Consider the following 20,442-nt stretch of genomic DNA (forward strand, 5'->3'; position numbering starts at 1 on the left):
TGCTTTATAAAACAGCCAACCCATTGGGGAATAACGTGCATTTTCGGGGTCAAGGTGGTGCTACTGGTGGCAATGCTCTGTTAGCGTTTGTTATAACGTTAACCTGTACGGCTGCGCTGCTGATGCTACCGTCATTATTTGCCAAAACTCATGCAGCAACTTATATAGCAACTTATGCAGCCCAGTCACCGACCAGCAGTGATTGGCAAGTTGAGCTCATCAGCCTGCGCATTGCCAATCAACCCATTCAAGCTGAACAATTAGATAGTCGTAACCGCGCTCAACTTTACAATACCCAAACGCTATTCCTACCTGTGCTCGAGAGCCCCATCAGCATTGAGTTTGGGGCGCCCTATGCACCTAATGCTCGGCAATTGTATTACCGCTATAAAATGCAAGGAGCCGATCTTGACTGGATTTACACCGACCATCAATATCGTCGTGCCACCTACACCAATCTAGCCTTTGGTCATTATCTGTTTATGATTGAGGCCTCCTACGATGGCAGCACCTGGCTGGGGCAGCGCCAGTTAGCGGTTGAAGTTGCCGCCCCGGCTTGGCTTTCACCCTGGGCGCTAAGCATGTATGCGCTGGTAGGTGGTGCCGGTATTATCACCCTATTCTTCATCGTGCGGGCGCGCCATCGTGCTATGCGCCAACTGCAACAAAGTGAAGAACGGCTGAAGTTAAGTTTGTGGGGTAGCGGTGATCAATTATGGGACTGGGATATTGCAGCTGGAGTGATTCATCGACATAACACCTGGCGCCAAGTCAGTGCGTTCCCGATTGATTATATTCGTACCGGTGAACCGGGCAGCCCCAGCAATATTCATCCACAAGACCTCGCAAATTTACAGCAGGCGTTGAATCAGCACTTAGATGGACACACCCAATTTTTTGAAGTCACTTACCGAGTTCAGGCTGAAGATGGCTGGGTGTCCGTACTAGATCGAGGTAAAGTGGTGGAACGCGATGAGCATCAGCAGGCTCTGCGGATGACCGGTACCATGAAAGATATCACCCCGTTAGTACTAGCTGAAGAACGCTTAAAAATGCTAGCCACCTCCATCACCAATATTTCCGATGGCGTGTGTATTTATGATCATACCTTTGCCGTCGTTGAGGCCAACCAATCGGTGACCAAGATCACCGGCTTTAGTCGCCAACAAATGCTCGGCCGACCACTACAACTGCAGCTCTATAGCGACGATTACGTCAACCAAATAAAACGCACCTTGCAACAGTATGGTAGTTGGCATGGTGAAGTTGAAGATCTGCGCAGTGACGGCAGTTTGTATCAGATTGAATTAACCATTGATGCCATCTACGACGATAGCAGTCAGATTTCCCATTACGTGGCGACCTTTGCAGACATCAGCGAACGCAAACAAACCGAGCGCGAATTGCGCCGGCTGTCTAACACCGATACCCTCACCGGGCTGCCTAATCGCTCCTATTTTCAAGTCAGCCATGCCAATTTAGTGCGTAAACGTATTGGTCACGCTTTAGTGCTTTTCGATCTCGATGATTTTAAGAAGATTAACGATTCGCTAGGCCACGATCTAGGTGACGAGCTGCTGCTACAAGTAGCTGAGCGCATTGCGCAAGTAGGACGCCCGCAAGATACTTTCTATCGCCTCGGTGGCGACGAATTTGTGCTATTGCTAGAAGATACTTGGAACATGAGCACCACCACCGATATCGCTAATCAGATCCTGCACGCCATGAGCCAGCCCTTTCATATTCAACAGCAAGATATCGTGGTGGGCACATCCATAGGAATTGTGGTTTATCCAAGCGATGGTAACTCCTCGCAAGAGTTACTACAGAATGCCGATACCGCTATGTACCATGCCAAGAGTCGCGGCGGCCATAACTATCAGTTCTTTAACGAATCCATGAACAAAACCGCGGTTCGGCGTCTGCAAGTAGAAAACCAACTGCGTTTTGCGCTACGCCATAAGCATTTGCAAGTACTGTATCAGCCTAAAGTGTCGTTAGTGGATTATCAATTTGTAGGATTAGAAGCCTTAGTCCGCATGAACATCCCTGGCCATGGCCCCCTTAGCCCTAGCGAGTTCATTCCGTTAGCCGAAGAAACCGGCCTCATCATTGAGATGGGTGAGCAAGTGCTGCGACAAACCTGTCGTGATATGCGACTGTGGGTAGAACAAGGCTTGGTGCAAGGCCGAGTAGCGGTGAATTTATCTGCCAAGCAATTTGTGCAACCCAATCTTACCGAGACCATCATGACCATTCTCAAAGAAGAAGGTTTAGCACCACAGCATCTGGAGTTAGAAATTACCGAAGGAGTGGTGATGGAAGATCCCGAGCGCGCCATTGCCATCATGACCGAGTTACATCAACAGGGGATTCATCTCGCCCTCGATGATTTTGGCACCGGCTATTCGTCGTTGGCCTATTTGAAGCGTTTCCCGATTCAAACATTAAAGATTGATAAAGCCTTTGTGGATGACATCAATGGTGCCGAGCGCGATCGCAATATGGTCGCCTCCATTGTCGCCATGGCTCACAACTTAGGTTTAGATGTGGTTGCCGAAGGCGTTGTAGACGCAGCTCAAGCAGCCACGTTAAGCCACTTAAGCTGCGAATATGCACAGGGGTTTTTATTTGCCGAGCCGCTTAGCCGTGATGCCTTTGCCGCCCATATCAGCGTACCTGCATCAATACATTAGCATCGCCACGTGCTTGGCGCAGACGCAGCCGCTTGTGAGTGATAAACATCGGCACTATCAAGGGCCCGAACAGCAACCCTAGCAGGCCCCAACGTTTCGCTCCCATCGCGTGCGTTAATGCTTGCACATACAAAGTTAACGCCGCCCCTAAACAACACAGCGCCACTAACATAACAACCCCCTACTACAAGTCTACGAGCGCTTAATAAAAGCGCTCGTTATTTGTTGCCATTTTAACCAATAATGGCGCTGGTTGATAGCGTTCACCATGCTGCTGTTGGTAAGCTTGCAAACGACTCACCACCTCAGCAATGCCTAGCGCATCCATATAACGGAACGGGCCGCCACGGAAAGGCGGGAAACCGATACCAAAAATGGCACCAATATCACCATCACGAGCACAGCTTATGATGCCTTCGTCTAAACAGTACGCGGCCTCATTGAGCATCAGCAACACGGTGCGCTGGGCAATCTCGTCAGCACTCAGTTGGCTTGCTGCGGTTACGCCTAACAAGCTATACACCGAGCTATCAACCTGTTTGCCCGCTTGCTTACCTTGGTAGTCGTAAAAGCCCTTTTTGTTTTTCTTACCCTTGCGCTCATCGTCCAGCAATTTGCCAAATGCTTCTGGCGCTTGGAATCGATCGCCAAGCTCATTCGCCAAAATAGGTGCCACTTTGGCAGCCACATCAATCCCTACTTCGTCCATCAGTTTCATCGGGCCGACCGGGAAGCCAAACTTAACCAGCGCTTTATCTACCACGTCGATCGGCTCACCCGCTAACACCAAGCGCGCAGCTTCGTTCATGTACGGGGCTAAAATACGATTGACGTAAAAACCAGCTCCGTCTTTGACCACAATCGGGGTTTTACCTTGCTTTTTAGCCAAGGCCACGGTGGTCGCAATGGTTTCTGCTGAGGTACGCTCATGGGTAATAATTTCTGCCAACGGCATCTTATCTACCGGCGAGAAATAATGCAGACCAATCACATTTTCTGGGCGCTCTGCTTTTGCAGCAATTTGCGTAATAGGTAAGCTTGACGTATTGGTTGCAAAAATGGTGTGCGGATTGCCAGCGGCTTCTACATCGGCCACCATCTGTTGCTTTAAGCCAAGATCTTCAAAGACCGCTTCAATCACCACATCAACCTTGTCAAAGCCGCTGTAATCAAGGGTACCGCTCAGGCTCAGCATGGTCGCTTCTAATTCTGTCCGGGTCATGTGCTTGCGCTTTACTTTACTATTAAGCAGGTCGTAGCTGTACTTCAACGCATGCACAATGCCTTGTTCGTTGATGTCTTTAATGCGTGCCGGTAGTTTCGCTTTAGCAGCCGTGACATAAGCAATACCGCCGCCCATCAACCCACCGCCAAGCACGCCAACGCGCTGAATAGCACGTGGCTTGGTATCGCCCGCACCGGTTTCTTTCTTCATCGCCGTGGTGGCGAAAAAAATCTGCCGTAGCTCTTTGGATTCCGGCGTCATTGCCAATTCACCAAATTGCTTGGCCTCATAGGCTAAGCCTGCTTGAAAGCCCTTGGTGGCACCACAGGCTAAGGTATCAATGATTTTATCGAGCGCCGGGTAGTTACCTTTTGCTTTTGCTTGAGCTTGTTCGCGCGCCTTTTTAAACATGAAATTACGCCCAAACGAGGTGCCTTCCAGCACTTTGCTGACACCTTTTAGCTTAACTTTGCACACTTTTGCCTTGCTCGCCAGTGCCTTCTCGACCGCTGCATCCAATAAGATACTCGCAGGCACGACATCATCAACAATCCCGAGTTTACGGGCTTGTTTGGCACGTAATTGCTTGCCAGCCAAAATTAATGGTAGGGCTTTTTGAATCCCAATCAGACGCGGTAACCGTTGGGTCCCACCTGAGCCCGGCAACAGCCCTAGCTGCACTTCAGGTAAGCCAATCACAGTGCGGTTATTGTCCGTCGCAATCCGATAATGACAGGCTAACGCAAGTTCTAACCCACCACCTAAACAAGCACCATCAATGGCTGCCACCACCGGCACCGCTAACTGCTCAATTCGGTCAAACATAGCCTGCCCCTGGCGCGCTAAACTTTCCGCATCGGCAGCATTAGTACAGGCATCAATCATGCTTATATCAGCACCGGCCACAAAGGAGCCTGGCTTATCACTGATCAGCACCACCCCACGTAAATCTTGGTGCTGCTCCAACTGATTCAGTACATGAGCTACCTCATCAGCAAAAGAAGCTTTTAAGGTGTTCATCGATTCGCCAGGAACATCGATATGGATAACCGCCACATGGTCGTCGCGTAGCTCTAAAGTAAAAGCTCGGTTGTTATCTGTTGTCATTATTCGGTCTCCACAATCATCGCAGCACCTAAGCCACCAGCAGCACATGCGGTGGTTAAACCAACCCCGCCACCACGACGTTTTAATTCATTTAAAGTTTGCGTAATCAAGCGCGTGCCCGTTGCCGCAAACGGATGGCCATAAGCCAGGGAGCCACCCAACACATTAAACTTATCCATATCAATCTCGCCGATAGCTTCACTGCGGCCCAGCTTTTCTTGGGCAAACTTGGTGCTGGCAAACATCTTCATGTTTGCTAACGTCTGCGCCGCAAAAGCTTCATGCATTTCAATCAGGGTCAGATCCGATAACTTCATGCCAGCTCTATCAAGGGCGATAGGAGTAGCGTAAGACGGCCCCATCAGCATGTCTTGCCAAACATCTATGGCGCTGAAGGCATAACTACGAATGTAACCAAGGATGTCATAGCCTAACGCCTTGGCTTTGCTTTCTGTCATCATCAAAATAGCGCTAGCACCATCGGTTAAAGCGGTACTGTTGGCCGCTGTGACTGACCCGTGCTTTTTATCAAACACCGGCCGAAGTTTGGCATAGCCCTCTAGTTTAGAGTCTGAGCGAATGGTGTTATCGCGCTTTAAGAAGTCTTTGTATGGCTCAGCATAAGCGGTCATCACTTCGTTATCTAACACACCTGACTGCCACGCTTGATGCGCCAAAGTATGCGAACGATGAGCTAACGCATCTTGATCGGCACGGCTGATGCCATGGGTCTTAGCCATCTGCTCGGCCGTCTCACCCATGCTTAGGTTAGTGCTGTACTCAGCAATCGCAGGTGGTACTGGGAGTAAATCCTTCAATCGCAGCTTGCGTAAAATAGCAAGGCGCTGACCAAGGCTGCGCGCTTTGTTTAAATCAACCAGCGCATGGGCTAACGCCCGTGAGGCGCCAATCGGCAGTACTGATGACGAATCCGCGCCGCCGGCGATCCCCACGGTGGTATTGCCGGCCATCATACTTTCTAAAACATTAACGGTGGTTTGGAAACTGGTCGCACAAGCCCGCGACACGCTGTAGGCATCGGTGGTTACCGGCAAACTTGTGCCTAACACAATTTCTCGCGCGATGTTCGGTGCCTTAGGCATTTGCACCACTTGGCCGTACACTAAAAGTTCAACTTCATGCGGATCTAAGCTGTATTTATTGAGTAATTCTTGCACCACCATTTTGCCCATATCCAGCGCCGGAACGCCATGGAAATAGGTGGCTTGCTTGGCAAATGGCGTCCGTAGGCCTGCTACGATAGCAATCCGTTCGCCCTGTGCCGTGGTCAGATTCTGACGTGCGACCATGTGTTATTCCTCTGTTGCTGTATCATGGTCACAACCTAAGCTGGTCTGACCTCATAGATGGTTACAAATTTTAGCGGGTCTTGCTCGAGATTTAAACCGTTGTTTTAGGTAAAGTCTCAACTTACACTAGTAACTGATAGTATCATGCATAGTAGCTATCAATCGTCACCGCGGTATCACAGCGACCATACAGCCCAGTTCTTGCTACAACAGCTCGAGTAACAGAAGAGGATCAGAATGGCAGCCGAACAGTTCCAAGCCTTGCACGCCTATCTTAATAGTCAAGTTATCGGCCAGCCCGAATTTACTGAGGGCCTACTCATTGCCATTTTAGCCGATGGCCACCTATTGGTTGAAGGCCCACCTGGGCTGGCCAAGACCCGTGCGGTTAATGCCTTAGCCACAGGGATTGAAGGCAGCTTTCACCGGGTGCAGTTCACGCCTGATTTGTTGCCTGCGGATTTAACTGGAACCGACATCTATCGCGCCGAAACCGGTAGCTTTGAGTTTCAGCAGGGGCCGCTGTTTCATAACATCATTCTAGCAGATGAAATTAACCGCGCCCCGGCGAAAGTACAATCAGCTTTATTAGAGGCTATGGCCGAGCGGCAAATCACCGTGGGTCAAACCACCTACAAGCTGCCGCCGTTGTTTATGGTGCTGGCTACCCAGAACCCGCTTGAACAAGAAGGCACTTACCCGCTGCCAGAGGCGCAGTTGGATCGCTTTTTGATGCAACTCAACTTGGATTATCCCAATGCTGCAGTCGAGCGTGATATTTTGCGCCTGACGCGCGGCGAAGAACTCGAGGGGCAAGCAAGCATGCCAAGCCCCGTCACGCAAGCGGATATTTTTGCGGCCCGTCGTGAAGTCCTAGAAATTTATATGGACGACAGCGTTGAAGAATATTTAGTACAACTGATTATTGCCACTCGCACCCCAGATTTTTATTCAGCGGATTTAGCCCGCTGGCTGAGTTACGGCGCTAGTCCTCGTGCCACCATTGCCCTCGACCGTTGTGCAAGAGCGCGAGCTTGGTTAAACCAGCGTGACTTTGTGACCCCTGATGATATTCATTATGTGTTTGCTCACGTGTTAAGGCACCGCATCATTTTGAGTTATCAAGCGGAAGCTGATGGTATCGATGCTGATACTGTATTGAGTGAAATTATTGAGCTAGTCCCAGCACCTTAATGGCTAACAGCATGCATGAAACGGCCGCTACTTGGTTAGCACAATGGCACAGCGACGGGGTTAAGGTAGCAGCCCACGAGCTGATGTACTACCGCAGTAAAGCTGCAGCTCTAGCGCGCTTGCGGCCACGCCTGAAGCCAGGTCGCAGTGGCGCTTTGCTGAGCAAAGTCAAAGGGCGTGGGATGGAGTTTGACGAGTTTCGTCATTACCAAGCTGGCGATGATATTCGAGCCATTGATTGGCGCGTCACCGCTCGCACTGGTACGCCACACACCAAGTTGTTTCGTGAGGAACGTGAACGCCCGGTGTTGCTGGTGGTCGATTTTAGTGACAGCATGCAATTTGGCTCGCAACTGTTACTCAAATCGGTACAAGCTTGCCATCTAGCCAGTGCCTTAGCATGGCTAGCCGTTGCCCGTGGCGATCGCGTCGGCGCCTTATTGGCGAGCACTCCGTCGGCACAGAGCCAACCCCAGCATATTGAATTGCGACCGCAAGCCCGCGAGCACGCAGTGACCCGCATCATCCAGCAGCTCGTAGCCGCACAAAATCAGGCGCTACAGAACTGGCAGCAACCTCATCAAGAGCGCGCCAGTGTATTACCCTATTTGCTGCAACGTACCCTGCAGGTCGCCAAACCCGGCACCTTAGTGTATGTGATCAGCGACTGGCGAGGCTTACTAACGAATAGTCAGCAGTCGGCAGATACTGCGGCTGTGCAAGCTTTGTTGGCACTGCAACGCCACTGTCAATTAGTTCCGATGCAGTTAGTCGACCCCCTTGAGCTTAGTCTCGAAGCCGTGGCACAAGCGCAAATTTCCGAACAGCTAGCGCTCACTGATGGTCAGGTGGAATGGCAGTTTGACCCACACCAAGCCCATCAGCAGCAACAGTACGCTAACGCTGCCGCCGCATGGCAGCAACAGTTGATCCAACAGTTTCAACAACAAGCGCTAGAGCTGTGGCAGTTTTCTGCCGCCACACCGCTGGAGTCACAATGGCCAGGAGTACGCCTATGACCTGGCTTGATAATGGCAACCCATTAGAGACCATGCACGACATCGTGGCCGCACCTGCTGCGCATTGGTGGCCTTTAGCTCCGGGTTGGTGGGTACTAACTCTATTGGTTCTAGTTGTGTTTATCAGTGTGAGCTGGCTGAGCTGGCGGGCGTGGCAGCGCCGCCGGCCGCAACGAGCCGCTTTAAAACAATTAAAACAATCCCCAGCAGACAGTTTAGGGCAACTTAATTTGCAGCTAAAACAAGCCGCCTTGGGTTATTTCCCGCGCTCGCAAATCGGTGCTCTACAGGGCGCTTTGTGGTGGCAATTTCTAGCCCAACAATTGCCACCGCGGCAACAGCAACAGTTGGCTGAGTTGCTGCAACAGGGGCCGCTGTTAAGCTACCAAAAGGCTCCCTTAACGCCTCAGCAATTGGCAGACTATCAGCGTTTTGCCCTGCTCTGGGTGCAGCATGCCCTGCCACCGAAGCCGAAGCGCTCAGCGGCACCAGTGCAAGGAGGCCAGCATGATTGAGTTTGCTTGGTGGTGGGCTGCGCTACTGTGGCCGCTGCCTTGGCTGGTGTGGCGGTTGCTACCAGCTGCCCATCCACCGTTGGTGGCATTGCGGCTGCCGGTGCTACCCGTTACAGCAACCACAAGGATTGAACGCCACTCGCGGCTGGGCTGGCGTAAATGGTTGGCCGGGTTAATTTGGACCCTGCTGGTACTGGCGTTAATGCAACCCCAGTGGTTAGGCGAACCGGTGAGCGCGCGCAACGAAGGACGAGAAATGATTTTGGCTATCGACTTATCCGGCAGTATGGAAATTGCCGACATGGAAATAGCGGGTGAACAAGTCGACCGACTGACCATGGTTAAGCATGTGATGGGGGATTTTATTGCCCGCCGCGTGGGCGACCGTCTTGGCTTGATCCTATTTGCTGATACTGCTTACGTGCAAGCTCCCATGAGCTACGATAGAGACAGCATCAAACAGCTGTTAGATGAAGCCGAACTGCGCTTAATTGGTGAACGTACCGCCATTGGTGATGCTATTGCGCTGAGCGTGAAACGCTTTATTGCCCGCGAGCAGTCGAACAAAATCATCATTTTGCTCACCGACGGCCAAAATACCGCGGGTAATGTCTCACCAGAGCAAGCGCTACAACTGGCGCAATATCATGGGGTGAAAATTTATGCCATTGGGGTGGGTGCTGAAGAAGTGATTGTGGAGGGTTATTTTGGTCAACGCCGCGTGAATCCTAGCCGCGACCTAGATGAAGATATGCTACGCAACTTAGCTAATAGCACCGGAGGGGAATATTTCCGCGCCCGCTCTACCAGCGAGCTGGAGCAAATCTACCAACGCTTAGATGAGTTCGAGCCCATTCAAGCAGAGAGTCAGCAACGGCGCCCACAGACAGCACTTTTCTTTTGGCCACTAGGGCTTGCCTGGGCAATGATGCTGCTCGCTGGCCTACTCCCTTGGCTGCTACGCCGTTTCAGACCAGCAGCAGGAGGTCGCTCATGAGTGAATTTCAGCTTCTGCGCCCTTGGTGGTTACTAGGACTGCTTCCGCTGGCACTACTGGCTTGGACTTGGCTGCGCCAGCGTAGCGCGAGTGGTGGCTGGCACCAGTTACTGCCAGCCCATTTACAACCGGTCCTGTTACCCAAAGCTGCTGCACAGCGCCAGGTGTGGCCGCTGTATTGCGCGTTACTCGCCCTCCTCTGCATCAACTTGGCACTCGCTGGCCCTACCTGGCAACGGCTGCCACAACCGGTTTACCAGTTGAATGCTGGCAGTGTGGTGGTGGTAGATATGTCGCTATCTATGTACAGCACGGATTTACCGCCCAATCGGCTCACTCAGTTGCGCTTTAAAGTCACTGATTTAGTGCGCGAACGGCTGGATGGCGAAGTGGGTTTAGTGGCGTATGCTGGTGACGCCTTTACGATTAGTCCGTTAACCAATGACGGCGCTAACCTAGTGAACTTAATTCGCGCCTTAAGCCCAGATATCATGCCAGAACTTGGCAGTAATCCGCTGGCCGGCTTGCGTCAAGCCGATGAGTTGTTGCGTGCAGCGGGCTACCCGCAAGGTGACATTTATTGGGTCACCGACGGTATTCAAACGGCCGACCAACAGGATATCTATAACTTCATCAGTAGCAGTGGCCATCGCGTAAGCGTTCTAGCGGTTGCCACCGCAACCGGCGCCCCTATTCAATTACCTTCCGGCCAGCTTTACCGCGATAGTAGCGGCTCGGTGGTTGTGCCCACGGTGCAATTCAGCCGTTTGGAGAGTCTGGCCAAACGTGCCGGGGGACGCTTCAGTATCATCCGCAGTGACCAACAGGATCTTGATTACCTAGGTAGTCAGCCGCCCTTGAGCCGTGACGGTGAGCTCACCGAAGGTCAAGCCGGCGACCAGTGGCAAGAAGCCGGCCCCTGGCTCTTAGTTGTGGCAGCGTTGCTGCTACTCCCGCTCGCTCGAGCTGGAGCTTTAACTCAGGTTCTACAAGCCTTACCTGGCAAAAATTTATCCAGCAGCTGGTTAGCGCTGGTGAGCCAAACACTGATGCTAGCTGGCAGTCTAGTGCTGCTCAGCGGCTTAACCAGTAGCCCGGCGCTGGCCCAAACCCCGTCAGGCCAGAACTCGTCAAACCAAAGTTCATCGAACCAGAGCTCATCCAACCAAAACTCGGCTGCGCCAGCAGCCTCGTCACAGCAATGGCTGCAACAGTGGCAACAGCTGTGGCAAACGCCCTATCAACAGGCGGACCAAGCCCTGCAACAACAAGATTATGAACAAGCGGCGGCGACTGCGACCGACCCTTGGCAACGGGGTACAGCTAATTACCGCGCCGGCAATTATGACCAAGCCTTGGTTGATTTCTCCCAAGTTGATAGCGCTGAAGGCTTTTACAATCAAGGCAATAGTCTGATGCAGTTAGGCCGCTATCAAGAAGCAGCCAACAGCTATGCTGCGGCCCTGACACGCCGCCCAGACTGGCCAGAGGCACAGGAAAATAAAGCGCTAGCCGAGACCCTGCAGCAGCAACAAGAACAACAGCAAGACAACCCGTCCAGCGATAATAACACCGGCCAGCAACAGCAAAAGGATGGTGAGGGCAGCAGCAGCGATACTGATGCTGAGGGTCAACAAGCTGAGCAAAATGATCGTACCGACGCTGAGGACCAAGCTCCAGCCGACGAGCCAGGCCAAGAAGAAGAAGACGCGGCGACGCCAGAACAGACCGAACCGCAGGCTGAGCAACAAGGCGAGGAGCAATCCCAAGCCTTATCTGCAGCGGAACAACAGCAAAACGTCAGCGACGAACAGCGGCAGCAAATGGAGCAATGGCTGAATCGCATTGAGGATGACCCAGCCGTGCTACTGCGCAATAAAATGCTACGCGAAGCGCAACAGCGCCGCGGCAATAGAAAACCCAAAGGAGTACAGCAAGAGTGGTAATATCTCGTCAACTTTTAATGCTAGCTAGCATCTTGGTCGTAGGCTTACTGAGCTTACCCCAGGCCCTTGCCGAACCTACTGAGGTGATTGCCAGTGTGGATAGAAATCCGGTGTTGGCAGGCCAGCTATTTAACTTAACAGTTACGGTAAATGATGATATCGACCAAGATGAAATAAATGTCGAGCAACAGTTAAATCAGTTTCGAATTGTTAATTCGCGTTCTTCTCGTAGTACCCGAGTGATTAATGGTGACATGAGTCGCACCACCACCTTCGTGTTCAGTTTACAGGCACCACAACAGGTCGGCACCCTGACTATTCCAGCCCTAAGTGTTGGCGATGTTAGCAGCCAACCCATAGAACTGACGCTATTAGCTAGTGATCAAGCGGATGCTCTAAGCGAATCCCAGCCAGCCTTTATTCGCACCAGCGTTGAGTCCACTCAGGTTTATGTGCAGCAACAATTTAAACTGATATCGCGACTCTACTTAGCGGCTAATTTGCATAGCGGCAATCTCATCGCCCCCGAGCTGGCCGATGCTGAAATCACTCAATTTGGGCAAGACCAAGAAAACTATGAAATTATTGATGGCAAACGCTATCAGGTGTACCAGCGAACCTATTTGATCACGCCGCAGCGCTCCGGCCAATTTACCCTTAATGGGCCTATGTTTGAAGGTTTGATCAGCAAGGATAGTGGTCGTTCTATTTTTTCTTCCATGAGCACCACCGAGCCGGTAACTGCCAGTGCGGAACCTATTGAACTACTGGTACAGCCGATCCCGAGTAGTTGGCAAGGCGACTGGCTACCGGCTGATTTGGTCACCTTAACCCTAGAAACAGATATAGACCCAGCACAGCAGTTACAGCAAGGCCAGCCGCTTACCTTAACGCTACGTACTACAGCGATGGGAGTAAGCCCCGACCAATTGCCGGCGTTGCAGTTACCAGACATCGCTGGGGTGAGCATCTATCCAGAGACGCCCCAACTCAACCAAGCGGTGCGTAACGACAATCTAATAGCTCAGCGTAGCCAAACCATTGCCATTATTCCTCGCCAAGGCGGTACCCTAGAGCTTCCCTCTTTTACGCTGCCTTGGTTTAACACGCGCACCCAGCAGCGGCAGGTCGCTAGTACCGACCAACTCACTTTTAACGTGGCCATCAATGGCTCAGCCACAGCAAATGAGTATCCAAGCAATCCTACTGATGTCAGTTCGGCCCCCAGCCAAGCCCCAAGCGCTACCGAGATGAATCAGCAAGGGCCAGCAGCGTCTGCCCAGAGTAGTTCGCCAAACAACCGCCTGTGGTATTGGTTAGCAGCTTTATTTGCCGCTCTTTGGGTGATAACCCTTAGCCTTTTTGCTAGCTATTGGCGACGCCAGCAACGTCAATCACGCCAGCCGCAAACTAACGCCACCAGCGCTACCAGCGATTCTGTTCGCCACGCTCTAAGTGGTGCTTTATGGCAACAACTGCAGCAAGCCTGCCAAGCAAATCAAGCCGCGGCGACAGACCAAGCTCTGCGTGCATGGGCAAACTCGATACTGGGCCAGCCTATCCATGATTTGACCGAGCTTAGCCGGCATTTTGCTCACCCGCCGCTAACCAGCCAAATTAACCACTTATTAAGCTGTCGATTTGGCCACCACAGCGTCGCCTCGGCTCCTGACCAACCATCCTGGCAAGAAGGCAAGGCCCTGTTGAGAAGTTTACAAGCGGCTTATAAGAACCACGTGAAATCCAGCAAAACCAAGCAACAGCAGAACGTCTTACCAGCACTTTATCCGCAGTAAGCACTAACACCTTGATAATGCCATATGCCACCCAATAAAAAAGCCTTGAAGTGATCAACTTCAAGGCTTTTTATTGGGGAACGCACCGTTTAGTTGTTGCTACTACTAGTTAAGCTAATTTCAACATCACCTTGGTCGCGTAACGCACTTAAGAAAGCCTCATAACTTTGCTGCGCAAAGCTATTTTCCAGCTGTTCTTGCATCTGTTGCTGAGTCGCCTCATCTACATCGCCGGCGCTTACACTAGTCAACTGAACTAGAGCTAAACCACCGTTATTCATTTCTACCACGTCAGCTTGCACAGCACCTGCTGCTGGAGCAGCCTGCTCGAATAAGCTCTGCACAACAGCACGTGGCAAATCAGCATTACGACGATCGATAGCAGTTAGCTCAGTAAGGCCGCTAACGGCTTCACCAGCACGGAGGGCGGCAATGACTGCTTCAGCGTCGGCGCGCGCCAGTTGCTGAGCTTTCTCTTGCTGCAAGTTACTCACCACTTGCTCACGAACCTCATCAAGACTCTTAATTGAAGCAGCTCGATAATCAGTTACGCGAACCACTACCGATTGCGTATCATTCACTTCAATCAAGTCGCTGTTCAGGCGCTCTTGCAACAAAGTATCACCAAACACTTGCTGCAATACCGCCGGATGGTTCAAGGCTGATGGCGCCGTTTGGCGGTTAAACCAATCGCTGTTACGTACCTGCAAACCCACTTCATCAGCTACGGGCTGCAACGTATCAGGCATTTCAAAGGCCAGCTCAGCTACTTTTTGCTGTTGCTCATAATAAGCTTGTTTGACTCGCTCATCTTGCATGTCAGCGATGATGTCATCGCGTACTTCAGCAAATGGCGTGACGCTACCTTCTTGCTTGTCGGTTAACTTGATCACATGGAAGCCAAAACTGGTTTCGACCACGCCACTCACGTCACCCACTTCAGCAAGAGCAAATGCTGCTTCTTCAAAGTCAGGGTCCATAGTACCAGGCTGGATGAAATCTAAATCACCGCCGTTTTCAGCCGAGAAAGTGTCATCCGAATACTCGCCAGCGAGTGCGGCAAAATCGGCACCCTCAGACAGCTTATCGACCACTTCTTGGGCTTTATTGCGCGCCGCGGCATCATCACCTTCAATCAGAATGTGCGAGAAGCGATACTGAGCTGCTGACTCGTAAGCACTGCGATTGCCTTCATACCATTCACGCACCATCTGCTCATCAATAGTGATAGATTCGGCAATGGCGCCGGCATCTAGCGCTACAAATTCAACTTGCACGCTTTCTGGTACCGCAAATAAATTAGAGTTATTGTCATACCACTGCTGAATTTCGTCGTCTGAAACATCAACTTGAGCTAAATAGCTATCAAGTGCAAAGGTACGATAAGCACCACTACGCTGCTGATTCACTAACTTTTGAATCGCCACTGCTTCTGCTGCTAGTGCAAATTCGGTGTTCACAACCGCCTCTAGCACTTGCGAGCGTGCTAAATCTTTACGTAACGCTTCGGCAAAGCCTTCTGGCGTATAACCTAAGCTGTTCAGGGTGATTCGATAAGTGTCGTTATCAAACTGACCGGCGACGTTAAACGCAGGAATAGCACGAATAGCTTCACGCACCTGCTCGTCTGATGCCCGCAACCCGTTGTCACGCGCATATTGCTCAACCAGTTTTTGATTGACCAAATCGTTGACCACTTGGTTACGTAAGCGCTGATTAAAGCTCGGATCAGTGGCTAACGTATCGTAGAAATCGCCCAACTGTTGCTGTTGGCGCGCACGTTCATTTTCTAAAGCACGGTCAAACTCAACCCGAGTAATATCCTCACCATTAACCGTCGCTACGCTTGGCTCTGGCGCATTACTGATATAACCGCCAATACCTGCAAGTGCAAACGTTAAGGCTATCAGCACTAAGACGGCTTTCACTACAAAACTTTGCGAGCCTTCTCTAATCCTATCCAACATAATCCACTTAACCTCAAATTTTCCCAGTGTCTGGGCGGGTATTATATCTGCTCTTGCACAAAAAAAATAACCCGAAGACAGGCTTCGGGTTACTTTCAGCTAAAGCTGGCGGAGCGGACGGGACTCGAACCCGCGACCCCCGGCGTGACAGGCCGGTATTCTAACCAACTGAACTACCGCTCCGCAGCGGTATGAAACCAATTTCAGGAAAGTGGCGGAGCGGACGGGACTCGAACCCGCGACCCCCGGCGTGACAGGCCGGTATTCTAACCAGCTGAACTACCGCTCCACTTTTATTAGTTTACTGAATCTTTCAGTGCTTTACCGGCTTTGAAAGAAGGTACTTTAGCAGCAGCGATCTGAATGGTGTCGCCAGTTTGTGGGTTACGACCAGTGCGAGCTGAACGCTCACGAACACTGAAAGTACCAAAACCAACTAGAGCTACTTGCTCGCCACCTTTCAAAGCTTCAGTAACTGCTTCGATGAAAGAATCGAGAGCACGTCCAGCTGCCGCTTTTGAAATATCTGCTCCGTCTGCAATTTTATCAACTAACTGAGACTTGTTCACAGTATCATCCCCTTAGATTGTTATTATCAAATTTGTTAGCGTCCCATGCGTTGTATGTGCATTTTTGTTGGGGGCTACACAAGGTTATAACAAGCTAGAACAAAATGTTCAAGCTATTGCGATAGGTTAGCAGACTGCTTCCATATTAACCCATCGCCAAGTGGCATGTCAGAGTCTATGGTTGTGAGCGTCTGACCAATCACTTTGACTCTAGGCTACCACAAGATTTTAGATTGAGAACCCTTTTTCACGTTTTTTTTAACGAAAGAATGCGGGCTGCTGGCATATTTTCTGCGTCTAGCCCGCATCTTTACGTAAATTGGCTATAAATTCGTCAATTATGACGATTGTGGTACTCGCTCCAAAGCTACTGACAAGACTTCATCAATCCACTGTACCGGTTGAATCAGCAAGTCGCCTTTCACCGCATCGCTAATTTCTTTTAAATCACGCTCATTGTCTTTAGGAATTAGCACATGCTTTATCCCACCACGGTGTGCAGCCAACAGCTTCTCTTTTAAGCCGCCAATGGCTAACACTTCACCGCGCAACGTGATTTCACCCGTCATGGCCACATCAGCACGTACCGGAATCTCAGTTAACGAGCTCACCAACGCGGTTACCATGGCGATACCAGCACTGGGGCCGTCCTTCGGCGTAGCGCCTTCAGGAACGTGCACGTGGATGTCCCGTTTCTCATGAAAATCTTCCGGAATGCCTAATTTGTTAGCACGGCTACGCACCACAGTTAACGCGGTCTGGATAGATTCTTGCATCACATCACCCAAAGAGCCGGTTGAGGTAATTTTGCCTTTACCTGCAACATTGGTAGCTTCAATGGTCAATAGGTCTCCACCTACTTCGGTCCAAGCCAAACCAGTCACCTGCCCCACTTGGTTGTTCTCTTCGGCGCGACCAAAGTCAAAGCGCTGTACGCCCAAGTAATCAGCAAGATTATCACCGGTTATCGCCACATGTTTAATGCTGCTATCTAGCACCAGTTGCTTCACTGCTTTACGACACAACCGCGAAATTTCACGCTCTAAGTTACGGACCCCAGCTTCACGGGTGTAGTACCGAATAATGCCGGTAATAGCAGCATCGGTGATCTCAATTTCTTTAGCTTTTAGGCCCGCCCGTTCAATTTGCTTGGGCAACAAATGCCGTTTAGCAATGTTGAGCTTTTCATCTTCGGTATAACCCGACAGGCGAATCACTTCCATCCGGTCTAACAGCGGGCCGGGGATATTCATGCTATTTGAGGTAGCCACGAACATCACATCCGATAGATCATAATCCACTTCTAAATAGTGGTCGTTAAAATTAACGTTTTGCTCAGGGTCTAACACTTCGAGCAATGCAGATGCTGGATCACCGCGCATATCCGAGGCCATCTTGTCGATTTCATCCAACAAGAACAGCGGGTTACGCACACCTACTTTCGCCATTTTCTGAATCAGCTTACCTGGCATAGAGCCAATATAAGTGCGGCGATGGCCACGAATCTCAGCCTCATCACGCACGCCACCTAAGGCCATCCGAATGTATTTACGCCCGGTTGCTTTGGCGATGGACTGCCCTAACGAGGTTTTACCCACACCTGGCGGCCCTACTAAGCATAAAATCGCGCCGCGAACCTTGTTGGTACGCTGCTGCACCGCGAGGTATTCAAGAATACGTTCTTTCACCTTTTCTAGGCCGTAATGGTCGGCATCTAGGATCTTCTCTGCATTAGCGAGATCTTTTTTGATCCGCGAACGTTTTTTCCATGGCACCGATACCATCCAGTCAATATAGCCGCGCACCACGGTGGCTTCGGCAGACATGGGTGACATCATTTTTAATTTTTGCAGTTCAGCGCGAGTTTTCTTCTCGGCTTCTTCTGGCATTTGCGCCTCTTCAATTTTGCGCTGCAAGGCTTCAAATTCATCAGGGCCATCTTCCATTTCGCCCAATTCTTTTTGAATGGCTTTCATTTGCTCATTCAAATAATACTCGCGTTGGCTCTTCTCCATTTGTTTTTTCACCCGCGTACGGATGCGTTTTTCAACTTGGAGTAAATCAATCTCGCCTTCCATCAACGCCATCAAAAATTCCAGGCGTTCGCGCACATCGGTAATCTCGAGTACTTTTTGTTTGTCGTTGAGCTTCAACGGCATATGCGCGGCCATGGTATCGGCTAGCCGGTCGGCTTCTTCAATACCAGACAACGAGGTCAATACTTCCGGTGGGATCTTCTTGTTGAGCTTAACGTAGCCCTCAAACTGATTCACCACCGAGCGGATCATCACTTCTTCTTCTTTGTCATCCATCGCCTCAGAATCAAGGTAATGAACCTGCGCACGGAAGAAGTCCTGCTCGCCCTCAAAATTCTCAATCTCTGCCCGCTGGCTACCTTCAACCAACACTTTAACGGTACCATCAGGCAGCTTTAACAACTGCAAAATAGTCGCTACCGTACCAATGCGGTGGATATCGCCTTGCTCTGGCTCATCTACTGCTGCATCTTTTTGGGCCGCAAGAAAGATCTGCTTGTTTTGCTCCATGGCCGCTTCTAAACAACGAATTGATTTTTCGCGCCCCACGAACAAAGGAATCACCATGTGCGGATACACGACCACGTCGCGCAGCGGCAGCACAGGAATACTTAAACGTTCCACCCGTTCTTCACTCATAAACTTCTCCAGGTAACCGGTTCGTGATAGTTCACTCTATCTTACCCCTTTATATGTGGTGCTCCAGCGAAAGTTCAATGGTTTGCAGAAAAAAAGGGCCTAAATGGCCCTTTTTGCATATTTTTCAGACTAAATGTTAACTTTATTCACCAGCAGCCTGTTTTTCATCGGCTTTGTTCGCATAGATAAAAATAGGATCGGACTCGCCTTTAATCACCGACTCATCAATCACTACTTTTTCGACGTTATCTACTGATGGTAAATCGTACATAGTATCTAACAGCACCGCCTCGACGATCGAGCGCAAACCACGTGCACCGGTTTTTCGCTGCATGGCTTTACGTGCAATGGAGCGTAACGCATCTTCACGAAACTCTAGGTCAACGCCTTCCATATTGAATAACGCTGAATATTGCTTGGTTAGCGCATTCTTCGGCTCGCTCAGAATTTTCACCAAGGCGTCTTCATCCAGTTCAGTCAGCGTTGCTAGTACCGGTAAGCGGCCAATAAATTCAGGGATCAAACCAAATTTCACCAAATCTTCTGGTTCAACTTTAGCCATCACCGCGCCTTCCGCTTTGGGCTTCTTACTTTTCACTTCCGCCCCAAAACCAATCCCAGAATGCTCGTTAATACGCTGTTCAATCACTTTATCTAAGCCGGCAAAAGCACCGCCACAGATAAATAGGATCTTTGACGTATCAACCTGCACAAACTCTTGCTGCGGATGCTTACGCCCACCTTGTGGCGGCACCGCTGCAACCGTGCCTTCAATCAGTTTCAGTAAAGCCTGCTGAACCCCTTCACCGGACACGTCACGGGTAATTGACGGGTTATCTGACTTACGCGAAATCTTATCGATTTCATCTATGTAGACGATGCCACGTTGAGCCTTTTCGACATCGTAATCACACTTCTGCAGTAATTTTTGGATGATGTTTTCAACATCTTCACCAACATAGCCAGCTTCGGTAAGAGTGGTTGCATCAGCCATCGTAAAGGGCACATCTAAAAACCGCGCCAAGGTTTCAGCTAAATAGGTTTTGCCTGAGCCCGTTGGGCCAATCAGCAAAATATTACTTTTACCTAGCTCAACCGCATCCTTGTCTTTACCCACAGCAGCACTTTGTAAGCGCTTGTAGTGGTTGTAAACAGCTACTGCTAAGACCTTTTTCGCTAATTCTTGGCCAATCACATATTCATCTAAGTGGGCGCGAATTTCATGGGGCTTAGGCAACTGCTTAGGTGCATCCTTAGGCGCAATGTTCTGAATTTCTTCATCCAGAATATCGTTACACAGCTCCACACACTCATCACAGATGAATACCGATGGTCCCGCAATAAGCTTACGAACTTCGTGCTGACTTTTACCGCAGAAGGTACAAAACAAAGGCTTTTCGCCTTTACCTTCAGTTTTATCCGTCAT

The 20,442-nt window shown here is 50.5% G+C and carries 14 protein-coding genes and 2 tRNA genes; 7 read left to right on the top strand and 9 right to left on the bottom strand.

Annotated features, from left to right (window positions below; translation table 11 throughout):
- The first annotated feature begins 35 nt into the window (after window positions 1-35).
- Entirely contained in the window at window positions 36-2,696 is a 2,661-nt protein-coding gene (locus NOG12_RS03795) for an EAL domain-containing protein (RefSeq protein WP_313932440.1), read from the top strand.
- Here the strand turns inward: NOG12_RS03795 and NOG12_RS03800 are convergent.
- From NOG12_RS03800 to fadI, 3 genes are read right to left on the bottom strand one after another with little or no spacing between them, the layout of a single operon-like run.
- Window positions 2,671-2,868 (bottom strand): hypothetical protein, encoded by a 198-nt coding sequence (locus NOG12_RS03800; RefSeq protein ID WP_313932441.1) that lies wholly within the window; start codon window positions 2,866-2,868, stop codon window positions 2,671-2,673. The genes NOG12_RS03795 and NOG12_RS03800 overlap by 26 nt on opposite strands.
- Window positions 2,869-2,898: 30 nt before the next feature.
- Window positions 2,899-5,028 carry a fatty acid oxidation complex subunit alpha FadJ gene (gene fadJ / locus NOG12_RS03805; RefSeq protein ID WP_313932442.1) on the bottom strand — a complete coding sequence of 710 codons (2,130 nt, stop codon included), beginning with the start codon at window positions 5,026-5,028 and terminating at the stop codon, window positions 2,899-2,901.
- Window positions 5,028-6,338: an acetyl-CoA C-acyltransferase FadI gene (gene fadI / locus NOG12_RS03810; RefSeq protein ID WP_110074819.1), complete on the bottom strand. Its 1,311-nt coding sequence runs from the start codon at window positions 6,336-6,338 to the stop codon at window positions 5,028-5,030. Before fadI ends, fadJ begins: the two co-directional genes overlap by 1 nt.
- Before the next feature lie 237 nt (window positions 6,339-6,575).
- On the opposite strand from fadI, the gene NOG12_RS03815 reads away from it, so the two are divergent.
- The 6 genes from NOG12_RS03815 to NOG12_RS03840 are packed head-to-tail and all read left to right on the top strand — an operon-like array spanning window position 6,576 to window position 13,805.
- On the top strand, window positions 6,576-7,532 hold the full coding sequence (locus NOG12_RS03815) for an AAA family ATPase (RefSeq protein WP_313932443.1): 957 nt from the start codon (window positions 6,576-6,578) through the stop codon (window positions 7,530-7,532).
- On the top strand, window positions 7,532-8,551 hold the full coding sequence (locus NOG12_RS03820) for a DUF58 domain-containing protein (RefSeq protein ID WP_313932444.1): 1,020 nt from the start codon (window positions 7,532-7,534) through the stop codon (window positions 8,549-8,551). Before NOG12_RS03815 ends, NOG12_RS03820 begins: the two co-directional genes overlap by 1 nt.
- Window positions 8,548-9,066 (top strand): DUF4381 domain-containing protein, encoded by a 519-nt coding sequence (locus NOG12_RS03825; protein ID WP_313932445.1) that lies wholly within the window; start codon window positions 8,548-8,550, stop codon window positions 9,064-9,066. Before NOG12_RS03820 ends, NOG12_RS03825 begins: the two co-directional genes overlap by 4 nt.
- Window positions 9,059-10,063 (top strand): vWA domain-containing protein, encoded by a 1,005-nt coding sequence (locus tag NOG12_RS03830; protein ID WP_313932446.1) that lies wholly within the window; start codon window positions 9,059-9,061, stop codon window positions 10,061-10,063. Before NOG12_RS03825 ends, NOG12_RS03830 begins: the two co-directional genes overlap by 8 nt.
- Window positions 10,060-12,009, top strand: a complete 1,950-nt coding sequence (locus NOG12_RS03835; RefSeq protein ID WP_313932447.1) for a VWA domain-containing protein — start codon at window positions 10,060-10,062, stop codon at window positions 12,007-12,009. The genes NOG12_RS03830 and NOG12_RS03835 overlap by 4 nt, the downstream gene beginning before the upstream one ends.
- Window positions 12,003-13,805, top strand: a complete 1,803-nt coding sequence (locus NOG12_RS03840; RefSeq protein ID WP_313932448.1) for a BatD family protein — start codon at window positions 12,003-12,005, stop codon at window positions 13,803-13,805. The genes NOG12_RS03835 and NOG12_RS03840 overlap by 7 nt, the downstream gene beginning before the upstream one ends.
- A gap of 89 nt (window positions 13,806-13,894) precedes the next feature.
- On the opposite strand, the gene ppiD is transcribed toward NOG12_RS03840, so the two are convergent.
- The 6 genes from ppiD to clpX all read right to left on the bottom strand — a co-directional run bounded on the left by ppiD (window position 13,895) and on the right by clpX (window position 20,442).
- Window positions 13,895-15,772: a peptidylprolyl isomerase gene (gene ppiD, locus NOG12_RS03845; protein WP_313932449.1), complete on the bottom strand. Its 1,878-nt coding sequence runs from the start codon at window positions 15,770-15,772 to the stop codon at window positions 13,895-13,897.
- Window positions 15,773-15,878: 106 nt separating this feature from the next.
- Window positions 15,879-15,955 (bottom strand) — tRNA-Asp (locus tag NOG12_RS03850).
- A 29-nt stretch (window positions 15,956-15,984) separates the two neighbouring features.
- Window positions 15,985-16,061, bottom strand: a tRNA-Asp gene (locus NOG12_RS03855).
- Between the two features lie 7 nt (window positions 16,062-16,068).
- Window positions 16,069-16,341: a nucleoid-associated protein HU-beta gene (gene hupB / locus NOG12_RS03860; RefSeq protein WP_110074826.1), complete on the bottom strand. Its 273-nt coding sequence runs from the start codon at window positions 16,339-16,341 to the stop codon at window positions 16,069-16,071.
- A 338-nt stretch (window positions 16,342-16,679) separates the two neighbouring features.
- Complete coding sequence (gene lon, locus NOG12_RS03865; RefSeq protein WP_313932450.1) at window positions 16,680-19,016, bottom strand: endopeptidase La; 2,337 nt, start codon at window positions 19,014-19,016, stop codon at window positions 16,680-16,682.
- Between the two features lie 142 nt (window positions 19,017-19,158).
- On the bottom strand, window positions 19,159-20,442 hold the full coding sequence (clpX, locus tag NOG12_RS03870; RefSeq protein ID WP_110074828.1) for an ATP-dependent protease ATP-binding subunit ClpX: 1,284 nt from the start codon (window positions 20,440-20,442) through the stop codon (window positions 19,159-19,161).

The organism is Pseudidiomarina fusca (assembly GCF_032227045.1).
Taxonomy (GTDB): Bacteria; Pseudomonadota; Gammaproteobacteria; order Enterobacterales; family Alteromonadaceae; genus Pseudidiomarina; species Pseudidiomarina fusca.